Below are 5,970 nucleotides of genomic sequence, written 5' to 3' on the forward strand. Positions count from 1 at the left end.
TCGCGAAGATCATTGGAAAGAGGTCGAGTCATCAGATGCTGGCCTCCATTCCAGCCAGCATCTTGAATCACAAAACCGACTGATCCGGAATCCCTTCGATTCCATCAACTCGTGAACCGCTCTAGCTGGCGCTAAAACCTTCATGGAAGCGCACGCGCCCCATCGGCGCAGACCCGTTGAATGCCAGCCTCATGAAATACTCGGCCGGCAGGTCTTCATATCGCAATGCTGAATCGTTATCGAAGCCGAAACGGCGATAATAGGTCGGATCGCCCACTAGCACGCATCCGTTCGCTCCCGCCTGTTTCAAGTGCTCCAACCCTTTTCGGATCAAGGCGCTTCCAATGCCCTGCCTATGAAGGTCCGGCCTCACCGCCACGGGGCCAAGCCCGAACCAATCCGATTGCTCCCCTTCAATGGTGAGAGGCGAAAAGGCGACATGGCCAACCATTTCGTTGTCGATCAGGGCAACCAGTGAGATGGTGAGGGCGTCGGCTTCGCGGAGCGCGTCAATGATCGCCCCCTCAGTCCCGCTGCTATGGGTGCTGACCTTAAAGGCCGCTTCTGTGATCTGACGAATAGTTTGAGCGTCGTCGGCTCGTTCTGGTCGGATTTCGATACTCATATTCATTATCCTTCTGCCAATCCGTCGCAAATCTCCCGAAACCTGCGGCGTAACAAGACTTAGGATTTCTTCGACACCTGTATTTTGTCGGTCGCCCAGGGGCTATAGCTGTAGGGCGGCTTCCAAGGGAAGTCAGACGGTCTTTTTCTTTTGATTGCCCGCAAAAGCGGCCGTCAAGCCAAGGCCGATGTAGACAAACCCACTAACCCAGCGTTCAGCCTTGAGATAGACGGGACTACGCTTTAGCCAGTTTCCGGCCGTGCCGGCGGCAAGCGCATAGGCGCCATCTGTCAGAACGCCAATCACCGTGTAGAGAATCCCGAGAAAAGCGATCTGCATTGCCACATGGCCGCGGTCGACCTCAACGAACTGTGGCAGGAAAGCCAGAAAGAACAGCGCGGTCTTCGGATTCAGGAGGTTGACTATAAAGCCCTCACAAAAGAGGCGCATACGGCTGCGCGTCGGCAAACCGCTCTCGACGTCGGGAATGTCCGACGGGCCGAAGAGCTTCTTGAGGCCAAGCCAAATCAGGTAGGCCGCGCCGGCATACTTCACTATGCTGAAGGCGAGCGCAGACGATGCCAGGAGCGCCGACAACCCCACAGCGGCGGCGACAACATGAACAAGTGTGGCCGTGTGGATGCCAAGGATTGAAACGAGGCCGGCGGAACGGCCCTGCTCGACCGAGCGCGCGAAGATATAAAGGACTGCTGGACCCGGTACGAGAAGCAGCACGAGCGTGGCGCTGACGAACAGGCCGAGATTCGTTGCGCTGGGAATTGTCAAATCCATGATTATCTCGCCCCGTTTCTTATTGCAGCAACAATAGCATTGGGCTGCGTCCAAGGCTAGGTATGCGCATCCCGCCAGCTCGCCGCGAAACGCCCACCACCGGCAGCTGTGAGATGGTGCCGGCAAGCGCAATCGGCCTCAATAATAGGTTTGGCGCCGCGCTCGGAGCGACAAAGCCTGGAGACACCGGGCACGGATTGTGAAGATGCCGTTTTTGGTTCCGGCAATGCGACCGTCTTCTCCGCGGTCCGCACCGCCGGCATGGTTACGTCGCCGCTCATCAATCATCCCATCCCGCAACCCGGCTCGGCGTGCGCGCGTCCGTCTTGAATTTTCGGCTACAGAAAGCCGGCAGATCTCAGCAGGGGTCGAACGCGACCAGCGTCGCCCGCCCATGAGTTTGCCGTGTGAACGTTAAGCGCAGTCAAATCGTGTTAAGCTGGGTAAAAATAGCGCCGCCGGCGGGCATTTGTGTCTTATCGGTGACCGGCATGAAGGATGGAGTGGAATGAACAAGGTCCTCCTCATCGACGACGATGTCGAGTTGACGACGCTGCTGCAGGAATACCTGGTCGAAGAGGGGTATGACGTCGCGACAGGCACGGACGGTGGCGCAGCGATTTCTGCCGCCGCGCGCAACTCGGCGGACCTGATCGTGCTCGATATCATGATGCCCCGAATGAACGGGATCGAGATACTGCAAAGGATCAGGAAGCTGAGCCAGGTTCCGGTGCTCATGCTCACGGCGAGAGGCGATGACATCGACCGGATATCGGGCCTGAACCTCGGTGCCGACGACTATGTGACGAAACCCTGTTCGCCAGGAGAGCTCGCGGCAAGAGTGCGCGCGATCCTTCGCCGCGCGAACCAGCCTGCGGCCGGCCTGTCCACCGACACGCTGAGAGCCGGGCGGCTGGCGGTTCATCCGGGCAACAGAACCGCCGAATGGGACGGACAGCCACTGGACCTCACCGGCACGGAGTTCAGCCTGCTCGAAGTTCTCGCTCGCAATGCCGGCCAGTTGGTATCGAAGCAGGACATCTCGAAGCGTGCTTTTGGAAAGCCCCTGACCCCGTTCGATCGCCGCATCGACGTCCATATCAGCAGCGTGCGTCAGAAGCTCGGCCTCAGGGGGGATGGACAGTCACGGATCAAGTCTGTCCGCGGCCAAGGCTATCAACTTCTTTTGGACTGACATGCCCCGACTGTTTAAGAAGTTCTTCTTGATAACGTGGCTGACGCTTGCGGCGTCCGTCGTGATCATAATCCTGACGCTCAACTTCTTTCAGACGCTTCCTTCCACTTCGAAGCTGGAACGTCAGAAGTGGGAAGTCGTCCTCGAACTGACTGAAAACCTACTTGTCAAGGACGGTGAAGATGCCGCTCGGCGCTTTGCCCGCATAAGCGAGGATACGGTACCGGTCGGCCTCACGATCTCCAGGATCGCGGAGTCCGGCGCATGCACCGATAGGAGCACGGCGGAGACAAGAACCGTCCTGAAGGACGGGATTTGCTACTGGATCTCCGCGCCTCAGCAATACAATGTCATTCTCGACACGCTTGGTCCGTTCGTACCGGGGTTCGGTATTCTGATTTCGAGCGCGATATCGGCGGCCGCGCTCGCCCTATATCTCATTCGTCCTGTTGTGCACCTTCGCAACGGCCTGAGTGCGCTCGCCCACGGCCGTTTCGACGTCCGCATCGGCCACAAGATGGCAGGTCGGAAGGACGAGGTCTCCGCGCTCGCGCACGATTTCGATTCCAGCGCTGCGCGGTTGCAGGAACTGCAGGATGCACAGCAGAGACTTTTCCACGACGTCTCCCATGAACTGCGCTCCCCGCTGTCACGTCTGCAGGCCGTTGGGGGTGTCCTTCGGCAGAGTCCGGCGAAACTCGATGCCATGCTGGACCGCATGGACCGGGAGGTCGAACGGCTCGATGCGCTGGTCGGCGAAGTGCTGACTCTCGCCAGGCTGACAGCCGGTTCCCGTCTCCCACTGAAGACACAGACGCTGGACGTCATCGATCTCCTGAACGAAATCCTGGGCGACGCAGCGTTCGAAGCCCGGGCACGCGAGGTTTCGATCACCTCCAATGTTGACGACAGCTTCCTTGCCGAGGTCGAAGGCGAGCTGATCTACCGGGCGCTGGAAAACGTCATCCGCAACGCCGTCAAATACACTGCCGAACATTCGCAAATCAGCGTGCAATGCGAGACGACAGACGACATCCTCAAGGTGAGCGTCGCGGATCAGGGGCCGGGCGTAGGGCGAAACGAACTCGAACGAATCTTCCAGCCATTCTCCCGCGGGAACGACGCGGCGCCGAGAGGCGGGTACGGTCTTGGCCTTGCGATCGCCAGACAGGCCATAGAACGCCACGGTGGGCGGGTATATGCGTCGCTGCCGGACGTCGGCGGCTTGGCCATCATGCTGGAGATTCCCCGGCAGCCGGCGATGTACAGTCCGGCGAACGATCGAGCCTGATCGCAAGGTTTACCCAACTTTACACTGCCTTTACCGCCATTAACGCTGGCATCGCTAAAGCTGAACCGTGATCGCGGTTCTTCAAATGCGAGAGAGTTGAATAATGTCGGTGACCACGGCGGTGTTCCAGCAGGGCAAGAGGATGCGGTTCCTCTGGCTGGCCGTCCCATTGCTTTTGACGCCACTCCTATTCTCGCAGAGCGCCTGGCCGCTGGAGACTCTTCCCCGCCAAGGCATGGAGCTCATGGGTTCCGCATTTATCATCATATGTGTGGCCGGGCGGTGCTGGGCATCGCTGTATATAGGCGGACGCAAGAATCGAGAGCTCATTACGGACGGCCCTTATAAATACACACGCAATCCGTTGTACTTCTTTTCTTCCCTGGGACTTGCCGGCATCGGCCTGATTTTCGGCTCGCTCGCGATTGCGGCCTTCTACTTTCTGTTTGGGTATCTGGTATTTGCTTATGTCTCAGCCCGCGAATCGATTGCTCTGGACGGGCTTTTCGGCGATGTTTACCGGGAATATTGCCGCGAGGTTCCCGCCTTCTTCCCTCGCCTCAGACGAAGCGCCGCCGACGTCGCACATCAGTTGCCCGTGACGTTCAACCCAATTGTGCTGAAGCGTACTGCTATCGACAGTTCTTGCTTTCTCCTAGCAATCCCCGGGTCCGAACTCATCGAGTGGTTGCAATCTGCAAGGCTCCTCAAACCGATGTTGCACCTCTTTTGATAGCTGGCCCGCCCGGTGAAAATCAGGCGAAGACGGCAGATTGCAATGAAGAGAAATCTACAGTCTGCCGCGGGCCTGCGTCGCAATACTTACCTCAATCTGCTTTGCCGTAGACGGACACTATCCGAGGCACAACACCCTGCTGCCACAAGGCCACTGGCCGCGCCATTACGCTGGCGCTTCCCGGCAGCCGGCGACGTATGCGCCGGCTGAAGATCGAGGCTGATCGTAGATTTTACCCAACTTTACATTGCCTTTACCGGCATTAACGCTGGGGCCGTTAAAGCCTGAACCCATGATCCCGGTTCAGACGATTTGACAATGATCTTGAAGCTTCGACGACTTGAAATGCGGCCGCGAGCAGCACTCTGCGTGGCCCTGTTCTCATGGTTGTCCGCCTGCACAAGCGTGCCCTTGCCCCAGGGCGCGTCCCTCGGTTCCTACGCCGGAATGAGCCCGTCGGGGGGCATCCTCGCGAAAGCGAGATTGCGTGTGGATTCGGCACCGGTGCTCGCCGCACAGACGGTGCGCATTGTACCGACGTCGACGCAGATCGGCAGCCGTGGCTTCGATCCCAAAGACCTGGCGCTCGTCACAAACGCGATCGACCGGGCGCTCTGCACCGACCTTAGCGACCGTTTCCAGGTCGTGGCCCCGAGCCAACCGGCGGACCTCATCGTCCACGCTACCGTCACCAACATCGTGGCGACCAATCGCACCGCAGCTGCGGGTTCCGTCGTTGCGTCGCTCGGCGCCTCGGTGGCGGGGCTCGGCGTTCCAATCCCCCGGCTTCCGATCGGCCTCGGCGGCCTGGCCATCGAGGCCGAGGCGGTCGACAAGGACAGTTCGCAGAAGGCAGCCATGCTCTGGTCGCGCGGTGCGAACATAGTCACGACAAGGGCTCGGGTGTCCACGGTGGGGGATGCGTATTCCCTCTCGTCGGCCTTCGCCGCCGACTTCAGCCGCATGCTGCTCAAGGGCAAGGACCCGTTCAAGGGAATGCCAGCGATACCATCGATGCAAAGACTGCGGACCTCGCTTGGCGGCGATCCGAAATACGACGCCTGCAAGGCGTTCGGAAAGGCTCCCGGCCTTCCGGGAATGGTCGCCGCCCGCTTTGGCCTGCCGCCCACCTGGACCGACAAGGGTGCCGCGGTCTCGTTGTGGTAACCGGCGCGAACCGAATACCGACTCTGATCTCCAATGGCGGGTTGTGTGCGTCAAGTTCTGCAAAATTGGGCGGCCATGGTGCTGGTCATGCGGCTTGGCGTAGAGCGAGTTTTTTGTGCTCGCGCAGATCGTCCATATTGATGTATCGGTTGGCCTCCATCCAG

General features: G+C 59.4%; 6 protein-coding genes. 4 read left to right on the forward strand and 2 right to left on the reverse strand.

The window, feature by feature from the left end:
* Positions 1–121: 121 nt before the first annotated feature.
* The gene (locus O7B34_RS31805; protein ID WP_337149685.1) at positions 122–625 is read right to left on the reverse strand and encodes a GNAT family N-acetyltransferase; all 504 of its coding nucleotides are present in this window, start codon (positions 623–625) and stop codon (positions 122–124) included.
* Positions 626–757: 132 nt separating this feature from the next.
* The gene (locus O7B34_RS31810) at positions 758–1,417 is read right to left on the reverse strand and encodes a LysE family translocator (RefSeq protein WP_337149687.1); all 660 of its coding nucleotides are present in this window, start codon (positions 1,415–1,417) and stop codon (positions 758–760) included.
* A 508-nt stretch (positions 1,418–1,925) separates the two neighbouring features.
* Here O7B34_RS31810 and O7B34_RS31815 point away from each other — a divergent pair.
* From O7B34_RS31815 to O7B34_RS31830, 4 genes are all read left to right on the forward strand, one after another.
* Complete coding sequence (locus tag O7B34_RS31815; protein ID WP_337149689.1) at positions 1,926–2,612, forward strand: response regulator; 687 nt, start codon at positions 1,926–1,928, stop codon at positions 2,610–2,612.
* Position 2,613: 1 nt separating this feature from the next.
* Positions 2,614–3,903 (forward strand): HAMP domain-containing sensor histidine kinase, encoded by a 1,290-nt coding sequence (locus O7B34_RS31820; protein ID WP_337149690.1) that lies wholly within the window; start codon positions 2,614–2,616, stop codon positions 3,901–3,903.
* Positions 3,904–4,006: 103 nt separating this feature from the next.
* Positions 4,007–4,636, forward strand: a complete 630-nt coding sequence (locus tag O7B34_RS31825) for a methyltransferase family protein (RefSeq protein WP_337149693.1) — start codon at positions 4,007–4,009, stop codon at positions 4,634–4,636.
* A gap of 321 nt (positions 4,637–4,957) precedes the next feature.
* Positions 4,958–5,806: a DUF3313 domain-containing protein gene (locus tag O7B34_RS31830; RefSeq protein WP_337149694.1), complete on the forward strand. Its 849-nt coding sequence runs from the start codon at positions 4,958–4,960 to the stop codon at positions 5,804–5,806.
* Positions 5,807–5,970: the final 164 nt, after the last annotated feature.

This window comes from Mesorhizobium sp. Cs1299R1N3 (assembly GCF_037179625.1).
GTDB classification, from domain to species: Bacteria; Pseudomonadota; Alphaproteobacteria; order Rhizobiales; family Rhizobiaceae; genus Mesorhizobium; species Mesorhizobium salmacidum.

Bases quoted from the DNA above. Each gene is read 5' to 3' on its own strand.
- O7B34_RS31815 (WP_337149689.1), top strand. From the start codon at position 1,926: ATGAACAAGGTCCTCCTCATCGACGACGATGTCGAGTTGACGACGCTG.
- O7B34_RS31820 (WP_337149690.1), top strand. From the start codon at position 2,614: ATGCCCCGACTGTTTAAGAAGTTCTTCTTGATAACGTGGCTGACGCTT.
- O7B34_RS31830 (WP_337149694.1), top strand. From the start codon at position 4,958: ATGATCTTGAAGCTTCGACGACTTGAAATGCGGCCGCGAGCAGCACTC.
- O7B34_RS31810 (WP_337149687.1), bottom strand. From the start codon at position 1,417: ATGGATTTGACAATTCCCAGCGCAACGAATCTCGGCCTGTTCGTCAGC.
- O7B34_RS31825 (WP_337149693.1), top strand. From the start codon at position 4,007: ATGTCGGTGACCACGGCGGTGTTCCAGCAGGGCAAGAGGATGCGGTTC.
- O7B34_RS31805 (WP_337149685.1), bottom strand. From the start codon at position 625: ATGAGTATCGAAATCCGACCAGAACGAGCCGACGACGCTCAAACTATT.